General features: G+C 66.0%; 13 protein-coding genes. 2 read left to right on the top strand and 11 right to left on the bottom strand.

Annotated features, from left to right (window positions below; all coding sequences use genetic code 11):
• Window positions 1-363 precede the first annotated feature (363 nt).
• The 8 genes from B0G73_RS23600 to B0G73_RS23635 all read right to left on the bottom strand — a co-directional run bounded on the left by B0G73_RS23600 (window position 364) and on the right by B0G73_RS23635 (window position 7,757).
• Window positions 364-1,077: an ABC transporter ATP-binding protein gene (locus tag B0G73_RS23600; RefSeq protein ID WP_106283670.1), complete on the bottom strand. Its 714-nt coding sequence runs from the start codon at window positions 1,075-1,077 to the stop codon at window positions 364-366.
• Window positions 1,074-1,826, bottom strand: a complete 753-nt coding sequence (locus B0G73_RS23605) for an ABC transporter ATP-binding protein (protein ID WP_106283671.1) — start codon at window positions 1,824-1,826, stop codon at window positions 1,074-1,076. Before B0G73_RS23605 ends, B0G73_RS23600 begins: the two co-directional genes overlap by 4 nt.
• Complete coding sequence (locus tag B0G73_RS23610) at window positions 1,823-3,115, bottom strand: branched-chain amino acid ABC transporter permease (protein ID WP_106283672.1); 1,293 nt, start codon at window positions 3,113-3,115, stop codon at window positions 1,823-1,825. The genes B0G73_RS23605 and B0G73_RS23610 overlap by 4 nt, the downstream gene beginning before the upstream one ends.
• Entirely contained in the window at window positions 3,108-4,046 is a 939-nt protein-coding gene (locus tag B0G73_RS23615; protein WP_106283673.1) for a branched-chain amino acid ABC transporter permease, read from the bottom strand. Before B0G73_RS23615 ends, B0G73_RS23610 begins: the two co-directional genes overlap by 8 nt.
• A gap of 4 nt (window positions 4,047-4,050) precedes the next feature.
• Window positions 4,051-4,500 (bottom strand): thioesterase family protein, encoded by a 450-nt coding sequence (locus B0G73_RS23620; protein ID WP_106283674.1) that lies wholly within the window; start codon window positions 4,498-4,500, stop codon window positions 4,051-4,053.
• A gap of 178 nt (window positions 4,501-4,678) precedes the next feature.
• The gene (locus B0G73_RS23625) at window positions 4,679-5,209 is read right to left on the bottom strand and encodes an NUDIX domain-containing protein (RefSeq protein WP_106283675.1); all 531 of its coding nucleotides are present in this window, start codon (window positions 5,207-5,209) and stop codon (window positions 4,679-4,681) included.
• A gap of 57 nt (window positions 5,210-5,266) precedes the next feature.
• On the bottom strand, window positions 5,267-6,298 hold the full coding sequence (locus B0G73_RS23630; RefSeq protein WP_106283676.1) for a low specificity L-threonine aldolase: 1,032 nt from the start codon (window positions 6,296-6,298) through the stop codon (window positions 5,267-5,269).
• 124 nt (window positions 6,299-6,422) lie between these two features.
• On the bottom strand, window positions 6,423-7,757 hold the full coding sequence (locus B0G73_RS23635) for a YbfB/YjiJ family MFS transporter (protein ID WP_106283677.1): 1,335 nt from the start codon (window positions 7,755-7,757) through the stop codon (window positions 6,423-6,425).
• A 114-nt stretch (window positions 7,758-7,871) separates the two neighbouring features.
• Between B0G73_RS23635 and B0G73_RS23640 the strand changes: the two genes are divergently transcribed.
• Window positions 7,872-8,789 carry a LysR family transcriptional regulator gene (locus B0G73_RS23640; RefSeq protein WP_106283678.1) on the top strand — a complete coding sequence of 306 codons (918 nt, stop codon included), beginning with the start codon at window positions 7,872-7,874 and terminating at the stop codon, window positions 8,787-8,789.
• 163 nt (window positions 8,790-8,952) lie between these two features.
• On the opposite strand, the gene alaS is transcribed toward B0G73_RS23640, so the two are convergent.
• The gene (gene alaS, locus B0G73_RS23645; protein WP_106283679.1) at window positions 8,953-11,583 is read right to left on the bottom strand and encodes an alanine--tRNA ligase; all 2,631 of its coding nucleotides are present in this window, start codon (window positions 11,581-11,583) and stop codon (window positions 8,953-8,955) included.
• A 310-nt stretch (window positions 11,584-11,893) separates the two neighbouring features.
• On the opposite strand from alaS, the gene B0G73_RS23650 reads away from it, so the two are divergent.
• Window positions 11,894-13,114 carry a CaiB/BaiF CoA-transferase family protein gene (locus B0G73_RS23650; protein ID WP_106283680.1) on the top strand — a complete coding sequence of 407 codons (1,221 nt, stop codon included), beginning with the start codon at window positions 11,894-11,896 and terminating at the stop codon, window positions 13,112-13,114.
• 122 nt (window positions 13,115-13,236) lie between these two features.
• Here B0G73_RS23650 and B0G73_RS23655 read toward each other — a convergent pair whose 3' ends face one another.
• Together B0G73_RS23655 and ggt are read right to left on the bottom strand one after the other, a co-directional pair.
• Window positions 13,237-13,797 (bottom strand): alpha/beta hydrolase, encoded by a 561-nt coding sequence (locus B0G73_RS23655; protein WP_106283681.1) that lies wholly within the window; start codon window positions 13,795-13,797, stop codon window positions 13,237-13,239.
• Window positions 13,798-13,885: 88 nt separating this feature from the next.
• A complete protein-coding gene (gene ggt, locus B0G73_RS23660) occupies window positions 13,886-15,613 on the bottom strand; it encodes a gamma-glutamyltransferase (protein ID WP_106283682.1) in 1,728 nt (575 codons plus the stop codon).
• Window positions 15,614-16,089 lie beyond the last annotated feature (476 nt).

The following is a 16,089-nucleotide window of genomic DNA, read 5'->3' on the forward strand; positions in this document are numbered from 1 at the left end:
TCGCGCGCGCCGGGCACAACATGGTTCGTCGCGCATACAGTGGCTTTAAACAGCAAGCCGCCGTCACGCGTCTTTTACCCCATTGTCTTTATTTGTCGGCGCGCTGCCGACAAGATTTCTGGAGGACGCTCACCAAACGATCAAGCGTTTGAATCGCTGCGGCGGCCGAGCGGAGAACCGCGTGCACGTGGCGTGAGCGGCGTGTGGACAAATAGGATTCAAACGGCACGATTGGCGCGATCCGAGCGCTCTGCGCGGATCGCACGATTCGTTCGACGTGAGAGGCATTCGGCAAGGACAGCGCAACGGTCACTCATCACGGTGCGGCGCCGCAATAAAGCGCCGTCAGCGGACGTGGATCCATCAACCGACGCCGAGCCATTCCCGCATCACGTCCGCCCGCTGCAAGAACGACGCGAGCGCGCCGTCGAACACGATTTCGCCGTGCCCCATCACCGCGACGCGGCTGGCGATGTCCTGCGCAATCACGAGACGCTGCTCGATCAGCAGCATCGCCACGCCGCGATCACGCAAGGTCCGCAAGCATTGCGCGACCTGTTCCATCACGAGGCTCGCGAGACCCTCGCCGGGTTCGTCGATGACGAGCAAATCGGGGTCGCCGAGCAGCGCGCGGGCCAGCGTCAGCATCTGCTGCTCGCCGCCCGAGAGCGCGCCCGCGCGCGCGCGCTTTCGTTCGCGCAGCACGGGGAAAAGCGCGTAAGCGTCGTCGAAGGTGAAGCGCGGCGCGCGGCCGCGATCCCGTGGCGCGACGCCGAGTTGCAGATTCTCGTGCACGCTCAGCGTCGGGAAAACGTCACGATGTTCCGGTACGTAACCGAGCCCGAGACGCGCGATCTCGAAGGTGCGCAGACCGCCGAGCGGTCGGCCCGCGAAACGCAACTCGCCTTCGCTGCGCACGAGGCCCATGATCGCGCGTGCAAGCGTCGAGCGGCCCGAGCCGTTACGGCCGACCAGCGCCAACACTTCGCCCGCTTCAATGCTGAGCGTGACGCCGTGCAGCGCCTGGCTCGCGCCGTACCACGCGTTCAGCGCGCGAATCTCGAGCAAGGCGCTCATGTGCCGAACCCTTCGCCGAGATAGGCGGCGCGCACGGTCTCGTTGGCGCGGATCGCCGCCGGCGTGCCGCTCGCGATGATGCGCCCTTGCACGAGCACCGAAATGCGATCGGCGATCGCGAAGACCGCGTCCATGTCGTGCTCGACCATCAGCAGCGTGCGGCCCGCCGTGGTCTCGCGAATCAGTTCGACGGTGCGCGCCGCCTCCGCGCGATTCATGCCGGCAGTCGGTTCGTCGAGCAGCAAGGTATGCGCGCCGCCCGCAAGCGCGATGCCGAGATCGAGCGCGCGCTGCTCGGCATAGCTGAGCGTGCCGGCCTGAACGTGGCGGCGCTCGCTCAGGCCCACCGCGTCGAGCACGTGTGCGGCGCGCGCGTCGACCGTTGGCGAGCCGCTGAAACGCTGCCACCAGCGCGTGCGGTCGCGCTCAGCCAGCAGCGCCGCGCAGCGCAGGTTGTCGAACACGCTGAGCCGCGTGAACACGCTGGTGCTCTGGAAGCTGCGCGCAAGCCCGCGACGCGTGATCGCGGCTGGCGCGAGCCGCGTGATCTCGGCGCCGAACAGATCGATGCGCCCCGCGTTCGGCCGCGCGCCGCCGGCGATCAGATTGAAGAGCGTCGACTTGCCCGCGCCGTTAGGACCTATCAGCGCGTGGCGCTCGCCGGGTTGGATCGCGAGGTCGACGCCGCGCAGAATCCGTGTCGAGCCGAAGCGTTTTTCGATGCCGTAGAGCGCGAGCGCGGGGATCATCGCGAGGCTCCGGCGGTGGCCGTGGCGCTTGAGCGCGGGCTCATGAGCAACGCTTGAGCGCGCCTCGCGTAATGCGCGGCCAGTGCTCCCAGCGTGGCCAGCACAAAGATCATGGCGCCGAAGTAAAGCGGCGACGCGATGATCCACGACGGCACGCCCGGCACATCGAACGCCGCGCCGTCGCTTGCGCCGAATTGCGCCGCGTAGGCCCATTGCACGGCGAGCACGACGGCCACGGTCCACAACAATGCGGCGGCCGTGCCCCACCAATACGCAGCGGCGCAGCGGCGCCAGCCGTGCGCGGCCACCCGCGCCATGAAACGCTGCGCGAAGCCCGCCAATCCATCGGGCGACATCGCCACGACCACGATGAAGAACAGCCCCAGATAGAACAGCCAGGCTCGCGTGACGCTCGCCACCGCGACGCTGAAAAACGTCAGAACGACCGCGCCCGCGACCGGCCCGCAAAACGCCGCCGTGCCGCCGATCACCGTGGCGATCAACACCGCGCCCGAGCGCAGCATGCCGACGCTTTCCGTCGACACCAGCTCCACATTGATCAGCGCCAGCGTCCCCGCGATACCCGCGAAAAACGCTGACATCACCACGACGCCATGGCGAATGCGACGCGGATAGCAGCCGATGGCCGCCGCCCGCACGGGATTGTCACGCACGGCATTGGCAAGGCGCATGAGAGGCGTGCGCGAAAGCGCGAACATCGCCGCGCACGCGAGCAGGCACCACACGGCAATCAGCGCATACGCCTCGCGCGCCGGGCCGAAGCTCCAGCTTCCCAGCGGCACGCCGCTCGCGCGATCGATCGCCACGCCCGCCTCGCCGCCGAACCAGTCAGGCAGCGTCCACGCCGCGGCCGCGACGAGTTCGCCGAGACCGAGCGTGATCATCGCGAAGGCCGTGCCGGCGCGCCGCGTCGAAATGAAGCCGAACGGCACGCCGCACAGCACGCCGCCAATTCCACCGACCAGCGGCAGCAGCGCGAGCGGCACACCTATCCGGTTGAACACCTGCGCGGCCGCCAGCGCGCCCAATCCCGAGTAAGCGGCATGACCGAACGACAGCAGCCCCGTCTCGCCGAGCAGCAGGTTGTATGAAAGCGCGAACACAATCATCGTTGCGGTCTGCGCGAGATAGGCGAGCAGCCAGCTTTGCGGCCAGACGAAGGGCGGCACGGCAAGCAACAGAAGCAGCGCAAGCCACGGCGCGAGCACGCGCCACAGCGCACGCGGCGCGCTCGCGGACAGCGCCGATGATTCCTTGGCCTCACGCATGATCGTCGCGCCGTCCGAACAGGCCGCGCGGGCGCAGCGCCAGCATCGCCACCAGCAGCAGATACGGAATCAGCGGCGCGAGTTGCGCAAGCGTCAGCGCGTCCCATTCGACGGGGAGCGTTGCGTCGAAAATCGACAGGACGTCGCCCAGCGACACATTGCTCGCCACAGCCAGCGTCTGCACGCAACCGACCAGCAGCGACGCTGCCAGCGCGCCCGTCAGCGAACCCAGCCCGCCAATCACGACCACCACGAACACGATCGAGCCGAGCGACTCCGCCATCCCCGGCTCGACCACGAAGAGCGGCGCGCCGATCACGCCGGCCAGCGCGGCGAGCGCCGTGCCGGCCGCGAACACGCCGGTGAACACGCGTGGCACGTTGTGGCCGAGCGCTTCGACGGCGCTCGCGTGCGTGAGCGCGGCGCGCACGATCAGGCCCGCCTTCGACACGCGCAACACCGCGAACAGAACAGCGAGCATGGCGAGCGACACCGCCATCATGAACGCGCGATAGCGGGCGAACGCCGCGCCGTAGACGGTGAAAAGCGGCCCGTCGAGCACGACGGGCACGGTCGCGGACAGCGGACTCAAGCCCCAGCCGAGCTTGACCAGTTCGCCGAGCAGATACGCGGCGCCGAACGTCAGCTGCAACTCGGCTAAATGGCCCTGCACGCGCACGCGCCGCAACAGCCAACGCTCGAGAGCCGCGCCGATCAGCCCGACGACGAGCGGCGCGACGACCAGCGCGCTCCAGAAGCCCGCGCGCGCCGCCACCGAAAATCCAACATACGCGCCGAGCATGTAAAAACTCGCATGCGCGAAATTCAGCACGCCGAGCATGCTGAAGATCAGCGTCAGGCCCGCCGACAGCATGAACAGCAGCAGGCCGTAACTGACGCCGTTGAGCAGATTGATAACGAACGACTGCACGCGCCTAATCCGGCTGTTCCGCGACGCTCAACGGTTCGAGCGCCGCGCGCAATTGCGCGGGCAGATTCACCGGGCGCCGTGTGACACGATTCACATACACATGCACGAAGTGTCCTTGCGCGGCGGGTTGGTCCTCGCCTTCCTTGAAGAGACCGACCTGATAGCGCACGCTCGACGTGCCGAGCCGTATCACGCGCAGGCCCGCGTCGATCCGGTCGGGGAACGCCAGCGGCGCGAAATAATTGCATTGCGTCTCGACCACGAGGCCGATCGTCTCGCCCTGCTCGAAATCGAGCACGCCGGCGCGGATCAGATACTCGTTCACCACGGTGTCGAAATAGCTGTAGTAGACGACGTTGTTCACATGGCCGTAGACGTCGTTATCCATCCAGCGGGTCGGGATCGTCAGGAAGTGCGGGTAGGCGCCGCGCGGGGCGGATGCGGGTTTGTTCATGCTGGCGTGGTCGTCTCGGGCGTTATCGTGAACGTTGTGCGGCTGGTTGTTTTCGTCAATGCGATTCGGTCAGCATGCGCTGCGAGCGCCTTCGCTGACGGCGCGTGATCAGACAGGAGATATGAGCCGTGCTGCGCTACTCGCCCAGCACGGCTCATCGGCGAACCAGTCAACCGGCTCACTGCCCCGGTCTTTCGACGAACTCGAACGGCAGGCCGCGCCGCCGCATCCATTCGCCGAGCGCCTGGCCGGTGCCCGCGCGCCACGGCCGCAATTTGGCCGGCTCGACCAGCCGGTACTCCAGCAATTCCGGCGACAACGCGATCGTGCCGTACGCCTTCACGTGATACGCGATGATCAGTTCGTTCTTGCGCATGAATTCGTACACGCCGATCAGCTCGGCCGTCTCCGCGTGCAGCGAGGTTTCCTCGAACACTTCGCGGGCAATGCCCTCTTCCGGCGTCTCGCCGTTTTCGAGGAAGCCCGTGATCAGCGCGAACATGCCCTCCGGCCATGCGGCGTTGCGCGCAAGCAGAATCTTGCCTTCGTATTCGACGATCGCCGCCACCACCGGCAGCGAATTGTTCCAATGGACGTAGCCGCACGCCGTATCAGGACAGCTCTGACGGATGCGGCCGCCTTCGTGTGCGGCGTCGGCGCGCTCGGTCAAAGGCGTGGCGCAGCGTGGGCAAAATCGGTAATCGGTCATGGCGAGGAGGACGTCTTGTTGTCTTGTGTAATCGTGTTTGTCGTTAGCTTCTGGTTTTCACGCCGCGCACAACTCGCGCACCTCGGCGGCGAACCGCTCGACCGTTTCCGGCTGCGTATCCCACGCGCACATCAGCCGGCATCCGCCCGCGCCGATGAATTCGTAGAACTTCCAGCCACGCGCGCGCATGGCCTTGGCGGCTTGCGCGGGCAATTGCGCAAAGACCGCGTTCGATTCTCCGGGGAACATGATGCTCACGCCCGGAATTTCCCGCAACCGCGTTTGCAGCAGTTGCGCCATCGCGTTCGCGTGACGCGCGTTGCGCAGCCACACGTCGTTGTCGAGCAGGCCGAGCCACGGCGCGGAAATGAAGCGCATCTTCGACGCCAGTTGGCCGGCTTGCTTCAGGCGGTACGCGAAATCGTCGGCGAGCGCGCGGTCGAAGAACACCACCGCTTCACCCACCGGCAAGCCGTTCTTGGTGCCGCCGAAGCACAGCACGTCGACGCCCGCGCGCCACGTGATCTCCGACGGATGCACGTCCAGCGCGGCGACCGCGTTGGCAAAACGCGCGCCGTCCATATGCACCTTCAGATGACGCCGTTTGGCGATCGCCGCGATCGCCCGCACTTCCTCGACGCTGTAGACCGTGCCGACTTCCGTCGATTGGGTGAGCGTGACGACTTTCGGCTTCGGGTAATGGATGTCGGCGCGGCGCGTGACGACGGCTTCGATCGCATCCGGCGTGAGCTTGCCACCGATGCCCGGCGCGGTCAGCAACTTCGAGCCGCCCGAGAAGAACTCCGGGCCGCCGCATTCGTCGGTTTCGATGTGCGCGAGTTCGTGGCAGATCACCGAGTGATACGACTGGCACAGCGACGCGAGCGCCAGTGAATTGGCGGCCGTGCCGTTGAACACGAAAAACACTTCGCAGTCGGTCTGGAACAGGTCGCGCAGGCGGTCGCACACCTGGTTGGTCCAGGAATCGTCGCCGTAGGCTGGTTCGTGGCCGCTGTTGTTGGCGGCGATCAGCGCGTCGAGGGCTTCGGGACAGATGCCGGCGTAGTTGTCGGACGCGAAATGTTGCATGGCGGGCGGCGCGTCCGGCGATGGGCGCGCTGGAATGACGGAAAGCGGTCATTTTAGTGCGCGCTGCGGTTATTTGTTTTCCGCGGGCTGCAGCGTGGGCAGCAACGCCTTTATCGATGCGCGCTCAGTGGCATCCGCAATCGGGCATGCGGCCCCGGCCGCGCGGCATGCGCGCGACGACGAGTAGCCCGGTCGCGCCCAGCAACAACGCCCCCGCCGCCAGCCACAAGGCCGGTGAAAACGACCCGGTCTGCTCGGCGATCGGCGCGGCGACCAGTGGGCCGACGATCTGGCCGACGCCGTAGGCCGCCGTCGCGTAGCCCATCAGGCCGGCAGCGTCGTCGCCACGCAGGCGCCGCGCCTCGCGCATCGCGAATAGCGTGATCGCGGTGAACGGCAGGCCGATCAGGATGCTGCCGAACGAGAAGCCGGCCGCCGTCGGCCGCACGATGCCAAGGGCGATGCCGCACGCCTGCAGCACATAGCAGCCGGCCAGCAGCGTGCGGTTGTCCCAATGCACGGGCAAACGCGCCGCCAGCAATGCGCCGACGATCAGCGCCGCGCCGAACATTGGCCAGAACAGGTCGGGCCACGACGAGCCGGGCAATGCGTGACGTGCGATGACGGGCAGGAACGTCGCGGTGATGATGTAGCCGAACCCTGGGATGCCGTAGAGGAGGACGAGCCAGAGGGCGTCGGCGCGGTGGGTTGCGTGGGTGGTTGCACCCTGGACTGCGGCGCGTTCAGTCGCGCCGGCCTGGCCGCCGACACGCTGGCTCGTCTTGCCGGCACACGCCTGATCGCCACTACCGGAACCGACCATGCGAGCGCTTCGAGCCTTTTCTCCGCCGCTGGACGCAGTGCCGAACACCGGCCAAACCACGACCGACAGAATCGCCGCGATCAGCCCGAACCCGATCCATCCGGTGGCGGCCCCGTACCCGCCTGCCACACTGACCAGCAAGCCCGTGCCGACAATGCCCACGCCGGGCCCCGTATAGATCACCCCGCCCCACCCGTGCGCCCCGATTTCGGCGAGCCGCCGCAAGCCCCACTGGGACGCGAAGACGAACGTCCAGGCACTGATCGCGCCCGCGATAAACCGCACCGCCGCCCAGACCCAGAACTGGCTCGTCACGCCCATCGTCAACGTCAGCAGCACCGTCGCGGCGAGCCCCATGCGCACCATCCGCGCCGGCTCGATCCGCAGCGCCGCGCACGTGACCGCGCCGACGAAATACCCGGCGTAATTGAACGACGCCAGCCAGCCGCCATGCTGAATATCGAGCTGCGGCTGACCGGATCCGCCGCCGTGAAGCATCAGCGGCAAGAGCGGCGTGAATGCGAATCGCCCGATGCCGAGCGCGACGGCCAGCGTGACCATGCAGGCAAGCGCCGCGCGACGGGCGGCGTGGCGTTCGGCGAAGCTGCCGTGCGGGGTGGAGGCGAGGTCGTTCATGGGCGGCGGCAATGAATGCAGTCAACGGGTCGGATGGCGGATATCCATACTAGCTTGACCTTTCAATCACGAAAAATGAATAATTCGGATATCACCCATCGCCTAGAGAGAATCATGGACCTGGCCGCTTTGACCATTTTTCGCGCCGTCGTGCGGGAAAACGGCGTGACGCGCGCTGCCGCCAAGCTCAATCGTGTGCAATCGAACGTTACCACGCGTATCAAGCAGCTCGAGGAGCAATTGGGCACCGACCTGTTCATCCGCGACGGCCGCCGTCTCGTGCTGACGCCCGCCGGCGAGACGCTGCTGCCGTACGCCGAGCGCCTGCTCGCGCTCGCGGATGAAGCGCGTCACGCAGTGCGTGAGGATCGTCCAAGCGGACGGTTGCGTTTGGGCACGATGGAAAGTGTCGCGGCTACGCGTCTTCCCGCCCTGCTCGCACGTTATCACCAGCAGTGGCCCGCCGTCGCGCTGGAACTCGAGACCGGCACGACCGGCAAGCTGATCGAGCGGGTGCGTGAATTCGAAGTGGATGCGGCGTTGGTGGCGACGCCGTTGGATCCGGCCACGCTCGGCGATTTATTCGAGTCGGTACCGGTGTTTCGGGAAGAGCTGGTAATGCTGACGCCGCGCGGTCATCGGCCGATTCGCGACGTTAGGGACATTGCGTTGTCCACGCTGATCGCGTTCGAGCGCGGCTGTGCTTACCGGTCTTATATCGAGAAGTGGTATCTGGAGCACGGCGTGAGGCCGGCGCGCGTGCTGGAGCTGGGCTCTTATCACGCGATCGTGGCCTGCGTGGCCGCTGGCGCGGGGGTGGCGGTCGCGCCGCGGTCGGTGCTGAATTTACAGACCGACGCCAGCAATATCGCGGTGCATGAACTGCCCGATATCGGCGTGATCGAGACGCTGCTGGTGTGGCGGCGCGGACACTTTTCGTCCGCGCTGAACGCGTTGAAGCAGGCGTTGGTAATGCGGCAGGATGCGGTGAATTCAACTGGGATCGCGACCGCCGCAGAAGGCGCGATCTGATCTTTGGCGGCGGGACCGGCATCCGTCGAAACGAACACTGCGAGCAAAATCAACGCTCGGCGCGGCGCCCATTCGGAATCCGGCGCGCCAAACTCTGAAAAAAACTCGGGCCACGCGAGACGCTTGATCTTCCAGCGCCCCGCGTGGCCCAATCACATCAGAATCAAAGCTGGCCTTCGACCCAGCCCTTCACGCCAGCCAGCGCCGCCGGCAGATTCGCCGGCTCGGTGCCGCCAGCCTGAGCCATGTCCGGACGGCCGCCGCCCTTGCCGCCGACCTGCTGCGCCACGAAGTTGACCAGATCGCCTGCCTTGACCTTCTTGCTCGCGTCCGCCGTGACGCCGGCGATCAGGCTCACCTTGCCGCCTTCGACCGATGCCAGCACGATCGCCGCGCTCTTCAACTTGTCCTTCAGCTTGTCGACGGTTTCGCGCAGCGTCTTGACGTCCGCGCCTTCGAGCGTAGCCGCCAGCACATGCACACCGTCGACTTCGATCGCCTGACCGGCCAGCTCGTCGCCCTGGCTCGACGCCATCTTCGACTTCAGCGCGCTCAGTTCCTTCTCCAGCGACTTCACCTGGTCCTGGACCTGCGTGATCCGCTGCGTCAGTTCCGACGGTTGCGCCTTCAACACCGCCGCGGCCGCGTTGATACGCGCGTCGAGGTCCTGCACGAAGCGCACGGCGTTGTCGCCCGTGATCGCTTCCACGCGGCGGATGCCCGCCGCCACGCCGCCTTCCATGACGATCTTGAAGAGGCCGATGTCGCCGGTGCGATGCACGTGCGTACCGCCGCACAACTCACGCGAAAAGCCCAGGTCGAGCACGCGGACTTCGTCGCCGTACTTTTCGCCGAACAGCGCCATCGCGCCGCCCTTCACCGCTTCGTCGAACGGCATGACGCGCACGATGCCCGGCGCATTCGCCAGCACTTCGGCGTTGACGATTTCTTCTACGCGGCGGATCTGCTCGTCGGTCATCGGCGCGTTGTGCGCGAAGTCGAAACGGGTCTTGTCCGCGTCGACGAGCGAGCCCTTCTGCTGCACGTGCGAACCGAGGACTTCACGCAGCGCTTTATGCATCAGGTGAGTGGCCGAGTGGTTGCGTTGCGTGCGAGCGCGGCGCACCGCGTCGATTTCCGCCTTGACGACGTCGCCCACCTTCAGCGTGCCCTGTTCGAGCGTGCCGTGATGACCGACCACGTCGGCCTGCACCTTTAGCGTATCGCTCACCGCGAAGCGGACGCTCGCGTTGGCGAGCACGCCCTGGTCGCCGACCTGGCCGCCCGACTCCGCGTAGAACGGCGTGTGGTCCAGCACGACGACAGCCTGCTGGCCGTCATGGTCATGCACTTCCTGCACGGAGGCGCCATCTACATACAACGCGATAACCTTCGCGTCGTCGAAGACGATTTCTTCGTAGCCGTGGAACGTGGTCTTCGCGCCCGAGTATTCGAGGCCTTGCGCCATCTTGAACTTGCCCGCCGCGCGAGCCTGCTCGCGCTGACGCGCCATGGCTTCGTCGAAGGCGGCTTCGTCGACCGTCACTTCGCGCTCGCGGCACACGTCCGCCGTCAGGTCCAGCGGGAAGCCGTACGTGTCGTGCAGCTTGAATGCGAGTTCGCCGTCGAGCGTCTTGCCGCCCTTGGCTTCGAGGTCGGCCAGCGCGCTCTCGAGAATCGACATGCCGTGCTCGATGGTCTCGAAGAAGCGCTCTTCTTCCTGACGCAGCACGTCGGTCACGCGTTGTTCGGCTTCCTTCAGTTCCGGGTATGCGCCGCCCATTTGCGCGACGAGATCGCCCACCATGCGATGGAAAAACGAACCCTTCTTGCCCAGCTTGTAGCCGTGGCGGATCGCACGGCGCACGATCCGGCGCAGCACATAGCCACGGCCTTCGTTGCCCGGAATCACACCGTCGACGATCAGGAAGGAGCACGCGCGGATGTGGTCGGCGATCACCTTCAGCGAGTTGTTGGTCAGATCGCTCACGCCGGTTTCGCGGCCGGCGGCCTTGATCAGCGCCTGGAACAGGTCGATCTCGTAGTTGCTGTGCACGTGCTGCAGCACGGCGGCGATACGCTCCAGACCCATGCCGGTGTCGACGCACTGCTTGGGCAGCGGCGTCATGTTGCCTTGCGCGTCGCGGCTGAACTGCATGAACACGAGATTCCAGATCTCGATGTAGCGGTCACCGTCTTCCTCGGGCGATCCCGGCGGGCCGCCCCAGACTTCCGGGCCGTGGTCGTAAAAGATTTCCGAGCACGGGCCGCACGGACCGACGTCGGCCATCTGCCAGAAGTTGTCCGATGCGTAGCGCGCGCCCTTGTTGTCGCCGATGCGAATGATGCGCTCGACCGGCACGCCCACCTCTTTCGCCCAGATGTCGTGCGCTTCGTCGTCTTCGTGATAGACGGTGACCCAGAGCTTGTCTTTCGGCAACTGATACACGCCCGTCAACAACTCCCACGCGTAGTGGATCGCGTCGCGCTTGAAGTAGTCGCCGAACGAGAAGTTGCCCAGCATTTCGAAGAACGTGTGGTGACGCGCGGTGTAGCCGACGTTTTCCAGATCGTTATGCTTGCCGCCGGCGCGCACGCTGCGCTGCGCGGTCGTGGCGCGCGAGTAGGGGCGCGATTCCGCGCCCAGGAACACATCTTTGAACTGCACCATTCCCGAATTGGTGAAGAGCAGCGTCGGGTCGTTGCCGGGCACAAGGCTCGACGAGCGAACGATCGTATGGCCCTTCGATTCGAAGAACTTGAGGAATTTCTCGCGGATTTCGGCGGCTTTCATGGCGTGCGGGGGACGGGTTTGCCAGTTCCCTGGCTGTTACCGGCGGCATCGTGGGATGCGCCAACTGTTTGTTTCTTAAACGACTGATTATACGGGATCGGCGCCCGTGCGCGGCGGCGCGGGCTGCATGGCTGGCCGTTCGGCCAGGTTCGAGCGGGCGCCGTGGGACATGGCGGCACTTTGCGAGGCCCGTCATTCGTCCTATACCGTTCGGCCGACTGCGCCAGCGCGCGGGAATCGCTTAAGATTGCCTCCATCCCGCAGCGCCTCGCGCGCCGCCTTGGCTACGAAGAAGGAGACATCGAACAATATGGGCGCTCTCAGTCATATCCGCGTGCTGGATCTCACACGCGTACTCGCCGGCCCCTGGTGCGCGCAAACGCTCGCCGATTTCGGCGCCGACGTGATCAAGATCGAACGCCCCGAAGTCGGCGACGACACCCGCCACTGGGGGCCGCCGTACCTCAAGACACCCGCAGGCGAAGACACGCGCGAGGCCGCGTACTACCTTGCGGCGAACCGCAACAAGCGCTCGGTCACCGTGGATATCGCCTCGCCCGAAGGCCAGCGGATCATTCGCGAACTGGCCGCGCAGAGCGACGTGGTGCTGGAGAACTACAAGGTAGGTCAGCTACAGAAGTATGGCCTCGACTACGCATCGCTCAAAGAAGTGAAGCCCGACATCGTCTATTGCTCGGTGACCGGCTTCGGGCAAACCGGGCCGTATGCGCAGCGCGCCGGGTACGACTTCATCGTGCAAGGCATCGGCGGCTTCATGAGCATTACCGGCGAGCGTGACGGCCAGCCGGGCGGCGGTCCGCAGAAGGCCGGCGTCGCGATTGCCGACCTCATGACCGGCATGTATTCGACTATCGCCGTGCTCACCGCCCTCACCCACCGCGACCGGACGGGCGAAGGCCAGTACATCGACATGGCGCTGCTCGACGTGCAGGTCGCGATGCTCGCGAACATGAACTCGAACTACCTGGCGAGCGGCCAGCCTCCGGTGCGCTGGGGCAATGCGCATCCGAACATCGTGCCGTATCAGACCTTCCAGACGAGCGACGGGTGGATCATCGTCGCGGTCGGCAACGACGGTCAGTTCCGCAAGTTCGTCGAAGCGGGCGGCCGCCCGGAACTGGCGGACGACGGGCGCTTTGCCACCAACCCGGCGCGGGTGCGCAACCGCGACATCCTCGTGCCGATTCTCGCGGAGATGGTCCGCCTGCAGGGCAAGCAGCAATGGATCGCCGCGCTCGAGGCGGCGGGTGTGCCGTGCGGGCCGATCAACGATCTCGGCGAAGTGTTCGAGAACGAGCAGGTGCTGGCGCGTGGGCTCCAGGTGGACCTGCCGCATCCGTCGGGCGGAACGGTTAAGCTGGTGCGCAATCCGATCAATATGACCGGCACGCCGCCTGAAGCGCTTACGCATCCGCCCATGCTCGGGGAGCACACAGAGAGCATCTTGCGCGACGTGCTGGGCTATGACGAAGCGAGGATTGCGGCGTTGCGGAGCCAGTCCGTGATTTGAGTCCGCAATTTGAGTCCGCAGTCAGGCCGCCGCAAGCTCCGAAGATGCGAGGTGCGCCGCGGAGCGCAACGTCGCGATGAACCCAGCGCGGAAACGGACTCCCCAATCGACGGCGCGGGCGGCTAGCGCGGCCCGAACGACTCCAGCCACTTACGCCCTTCGTCCCAATCGCCGAGCCCGCTGTCCGCGTTGATATGGCCGCGCGAGCCGAGGTCGATCCAGCGGCTGCCCCACGCGTTCGCACAGGTCTGTGAAAACGCCACGCCGCCGTAGGGATCATCGCTGCTGGCTACGACAATGGTCGGAAACGGCAACCGTTCGAGCGGCACAGGCGCGAAACCGCGCGCGTCCCGCGGAAAATGCGCCTCGGCCGGATCGGGCAGCGCGACCAGAAACGCGCCCGCCACCTTCGCAAGCTGCGCGGCGCTCGCATATTGCGCCGCCCAGAAAGCCGTCGTCAGGCAGCCGAGGCTGTGCGCGGCGAAGACCACGGGCGCATCGGCGGCGGTCACCGCGGCGTCCAGCGTGCGGCACCAGGCGTCGCGCTCAGGGTGATCCCAGTCCGGCATCCGCACCCGCGCGAAGGCCGGATTCAGTTCTTCCCAACGCGTCTGCCAGTGGCCGGCGCCGGAGTTCTGGTAGCCCGGCAGCACCAGCGTGGTGGGTTGTTTTCGTTCGCTCATCCGCGTTCCCCGTGTCGGTTGTTAGTCGCAGTTTATTGTTTTTGGCCTGTGGTTTTTGCTCGCGCCGGCGCAAGCCCGCATCGCCGCGTCAATGCATTACGCGCCCCACGCCCACGCCGCGCGGATCCGCCGCCGGCACGGGAGTCGTGCCCTCGATGCGGATCATCTGGACGTCGCCATTGAACGACTGCCCTTCGAGCGTGTAGCCCTTGGCCTGCAACTGCTCGGCCAACTCACCCGTGATGGGACGATACGGCTCGAAATAGATCGTCTTCTGCGGCAGCAACTGGTGGTGAAAACGCATGGCGGCGAGCGCGTCGGTGGGCGACATGTTGAAGTCGTACAGGTCGGTCATCACCTGGAAAATCGACGTCAGGATGCGCGAACCGCCGGGCGTGCCGATCACGAGCGACACCTTGTTGTCCTTCAGCAGAATGGTCGGCGTCATCGACGACAGCGGACGGCGTCCCGGCGCCACGGTGTTCAGTTCGGCACTGTTCGCGCCGGCGGGTTTGGTCACGAAGTCGTCCATGGCGTCGTTCAGCAGAAAGCCGGCGCCGTCCACCACCACGCCCGAACCGAAGTCCCCGTTCAGCGTGTAAGTGTTCGACACGGCGTTGCCCCACTTGTCGACCACCGAGAAATGTGTGGTTTGCGCCTTCTCCGGAACAGCGTCGCCGAGTCCCGGCTTGACCGGCGTCGCGCCCGGCACTTCGTCGGGTTTGACTTCGTCGGCGCGCTGCGCGAGGTAGGCGTCGTCGAACAGTTTGGCGCTCGGCACCTTGTATGCATCCGGATCGCCCAGGTATTGCTGGCGATCGGCGAACACGCGGTCCTCGATCTGCGCGATCAGATGGATGTACGGCACGGAATTCAGTTCGAGGCCGTCGAACGCCTGCTTCAGGTCGGCCTTCATCTTCAGCATCTGGATCAGACCCACGCCGCCCGAACTCGGCGGCGGCGCGGTGACAACCTGGTAGCCGTTCCAGTCGGCGGTAAGCGGCTGACGCCACACGGCCTTGTACTGAAGCAGATCCTGTTTCGTGACCAGACCGTGGCCGTACATCTGCTGGGCGATCAGATCGCCGGTGCGGCCTTCGTAGAATTCGCGCCCGCCGTCGCTTGCAATGCGCGACAACGTCTGCGCCAGTTCAGGCTGGCGGTATGTCGCGCCCGCCTTGAGACTGGAGAAGTAGGCATCGAAATTGGTCTTGCCGGCAAAATTACTCGCGGCTGCGTCGTGGCGTTGCTGCAACCACGGTTCGACCTGGAAACCGTCGGTGGCGTAGCGGATCGCGGGCGCCAGCACTTGCTTCCACTTCAGTTTGCCGAAGCGCTGGTGTACTTCCCACATGCCCTCGACGGTGCCCGGCACGGCCACCGCGCGATGGCCCACGGCGCTCATGCCCGGCAGCAGATTGCCCTTGTCGTCGAGATACATGTCGCGGGTCGCCTGTCGCGGCGCGCTCTCGCGATAGTCGAGGAAATACGGCTTGCCGTCCATGAACACCGTCATGAACCCGCCGCCGCCGAGGTTGCCCGCATCCGGCGCGGTCACGGCCAGGGTGAAGGCGACGGCGACAGCGGCATCCACCGCGTTGCCGCCGACGGCAAAGATCTGCTGCGCCGTGTCCGCGCTATAGCGGTCCGGCACGGCCACCGCCGATGCGTCGAACACGGCCTTGGGCGGCGGCGTTTTCGCCAGCGCGACCGTGCCGCCCGCGAAGGAGGCGAGCACGGCCGACACGGTCAGGATCCGGGTCAGGGAAAGAAAAGTGAAAGGCGCGCGAGGCGCGCCGTGCGTCGGGACAGACATCCGAGAAACTCCGGCAACTGAGGGCGCCATGGTGCACGAACGGCAGGAATTCGTGCAAGGCGACAAGGGGCGGTGCGGCCTGCGAGGATCGCTGCGACGAGCGCGCGCGCTGCGCGTTGTGGGCAAGCTGCACTGCCCCGGGAAAAATCGGGGGCGGGCTTTGAGGCGCGGCGAGGCGGCTAATGCACCCCTGCTAATGCACCTCTCGATGCGCGCTGGTCGCCCGCCCGCGGACTCACGCCGCACGAAAGGCTGCCCGATGCAACGGGCCGAAAGCGGGCGCATACGGCCCATTGCGACGCCAGCACACTGACGCGGACAACCCGCGCAGCCAGCGTGGGCGAACCCGCGCCGCTCGCATCCTAAGTCGGCGCCGCTCGCGTGAACAAAACGTTTTACCTCCTGTTACAGCGCCGGCCTGGCCCTTCAATCACCGTCAAAATGGCTCAAACGTTGGCTGCGCGCCGCACTCGCCT

It is taken from the genome of Paraburkholderia sp. BL25I1N1, from assembly GCF_003002025.1.
In the GTDB taxonomy this organism is placed as follows: domain Bacteria; phylum Pseudomonadota; class Gammaproteobacteria; order Burkholderiales; family Burkholderiaceae; genus Paraburkholderia.

What these genes read in the sequence shown, in the direction of transcription:
- B0G73_RS23600 (WP_106283670.1), bottom strand. Translation starts at nt 1,077, where the DNA reads ATGAGCGCCTTGCTCGAGATTCGCGCGCTGAACGCGTGGTACGGCGCG.
- B0G73_RS23605 (WP_106283671.1), bottom strand. Translation starts at nt 1,826, where the DNA reads ATGATCCCCGCGCTCGCGCTCTACGGCATCGAAAAACGCTTCGGCTCG.
- B0G73_RS23610 (WP_106283672.1), bottom strand. Translation starts at nt 3,115, where the DNA reads ATGCGTGAGGCCAAGGAATCATCGGCGCTGTCCGCGAGCGCGCCGCGT.
- B0G73_RS23620 (WP_106283674.1), bottom strand. Translation starts at nt 4,500, where the DNA reads ATGAACAAACCCGCATCCGCCCCGCGCGGCGCCTACCCGCACTTCCTG.
- B0G73_RS23625 (WP_106283675.1), bottom strand. Translation starts at nt 5,209, where the DNA reads ATGACCGATTACCGATTTTGCCCACGCTGCGCCACGCCTTTGACCGAG.
- B0G73_RS23630 (WP_106283676.1), bottom strand. Translation starts at nt 6,298, where the DNA reads ATGCAACATTTCGCGTCCGACAACTACGCCGGCATCTGTCCCGAAGCC.
- B0G73_RS23635 (WP_106283677.1), bottom strand. Translation starts at nt 7,757, where the DNA reads ATGAACGACCTCGCCTCCACCCCGCACGGCAGCTTCGCCGAACGCCAC.
- B0G73_RS23640 (WP_106283678.1), top strand. Translation starts at nt 7,872, where the DNA reads ATGGACCTGGCCGCTTTGACCATTTTTCGCGCCGTCGTGCGGGAAAAC.
- alaS (WP_106283679.1), bottom strand. Translation starts at nt 11,583, where the DNA reads ATGAAAGCCGCCGAAATCCGCGAGAAATTCCTCAAGTTCTTCGAATCG.
- B0G73_RS23650 (WP_106283680.1), top strand. Translation starts at nt 11,894, where the DNA reads ATGGGCGCTCTCAGTCATATCCGCGTGCTGGATCTCACACGCGTACTC.
- B0G73_RS23655 (WP_106283681.1), bottom strand. Translation starts at nt 13,797, where the DNA reads ATGAGCGAACGAAAACAACCCACCACGCTGGTGCTGCCGGGCTACCAG.
- ggt (WP_106283682.1), bottom strand. Translation starts at nt 15,613, where the DNA reads ATGTCTGTCCCGACGCACGGCGCGCCTCGCGCGCCTTTCACTTTTCTT.